The sequence below is a fragment of the Corynebacterium phoceense genome (genome assembly GCF_900092335.1).
GTDB classification, from domain to species: Bacteria; Actinomycetota; Actinomycetes; order Mycobacteriales; family Mycobacteriaceae; genus Corynebacterium; species Corynebacterium phoceense.
In genome coordinates this window covers 251,039-252,591 of sequence record NZ_LT596207.1, presented here as the reverse complement: position 1 = coordinate 252,591, position 1,553 = coordinate 251,039, and the positions used below count along the sequence as shown (strand labels likewise).

1 protein-coding gene is annotated in these 1,553 nt (G+C 72.0%); it reads right to left on the bottom strand.

All coding sequences use genetic code 11. The features are described from left to right. Nucleotides 1-1,553: alpha-(1->3)-arabinofuranosyltransferase domain-containing protein (locus BN9444_RS01185; protein WP_199872833.1), on the bottom strand; the 1,553-nt coding region annotated here is incomplete at both ends.

Sequence of the window (1,553 nt, the reverse complement as noted above, 5' to 3'; positions counted from 1 at the left end):
GACCTTCGCCCGGGTGCGCAGCTCGTGCGTGCCCGCGGCCAGGGGGACGGTCGCGCCGGGCTCGTAGGTCTCGCCGTCGATGTCCACGGGGCGGTCTGCGTCGAGCTTCAGCGACATGTCCCGCGGGGCGGTGAACTCGCGAATGAGGACGCCGGTGTCCACGATGGCGCGCTGGAAGAGGAAGGCGCGCGCCTTCGGCGAGCTATCCGGCACAACGACGGTCCGGGTGATCTCATGCCCCTCGACCTGCGCGTTGGCGAGACCCACACGCTCGTGGAGCTCGACCCGCACCGCGCTCGCGGCCCCGCCGGGAATGCGGACCTCGGTGGGTTCTTCGCCGAGATCGACGTTCACGGAGGCGTCGCCGTTGCGGACCGTTACGGTCGTCTCCGCCGTCGCGGTGAGCGTGAGCGTCGAGCGCGCCGGGAACTCGCCTTCGAGTTCCAGCCAGCCCGTATCTCCAGGTGCGGGCCACCAGGCGGTGGAATCCTCCCCGTCTACCGCCGCGGTCACCGAGTGCGCCGGACGCGCTCCGCCCAGGGCATTCGCGTCCGCGGCAGAGCTCGACGCGCGCACGTGGCCGCCACGTTCCTCTACCGCCACAATCGGGCCCGCCGAGGGATAGTCGCGCTCCACGTTGTGCGAGCGCGTCGGCTCGTCTGCGGGCAGCGGCGCGGAGACCGGCCCGTCGAGCGTGCCGAAGTTTCGGTCCACGAGCAACGGCGTATCTGTGACGACGTCCGCGTCTGCGTCCACCAAGGAGTACGGCCCGCCAGGTAGGAAGGCGAGGGACTCGCCGCCGCCGGCCACGCGTACCGGGTCGGTGGAGCCGAGCAGCATGTCCGGCCGTTCGTTGAGGAGGATGACGTCCACGTCGCCGAAGGAGTGGACCTCGCCCGGGACGTCCTTGAGCGCGCCGTGCTTCTCCACGCCATTGCGGACGACGAGCGCGCCGATGCCCAGGCGCGTAAGCCCCGAGGCGTCGCCCGCCTGGAGCGCGGCCATGACGCCGTCGAGCCCGCGGATGGCCTCGGGCGGCACGAGCGGAATCGCGTCGAGCAAGGCCCACGGCACGTCGAGCAGCGGCTGGAGCGGGTCGGCGCGCGGCCAAACCCAGGCCTCGCGCGCGAAAGAACGCTCGGGGAAAAAGAGGGTGCGCGTGCCCTGTGCATGGGCATTGAGGAAGTCCGCCGCGTCCTGCCAGTACTGCGGCACCGCCTCGTACGCCCCGCGCGGCAAGAGCCGGCCCGTGAACGCCGGGCTTGCCGATGCCCCCACCACCAGCGCCACGGCCACCAGCGCCGTCGCGCGTTGCCCAGAGTTGCGCTGGCGGCTTAGCGCCGCCCAGGCAAAGCCGATGCCGAGCGCGAGCGGCAGGCGCACGAGCGGATCGAATTTGTGGACGTTGCGCAGCGCCGCGCCGGAGCCGTCGAGGAAATCGAGGTAGCCCGCGTAGTGGCAGCCGAGGACCGCGACGCCCACAAGGAGCATCGCGGTCCACACACGCGGGGCCTTGGTGAGTCCCGCCAGGCCCACCGCGGCGACGAGCGCCG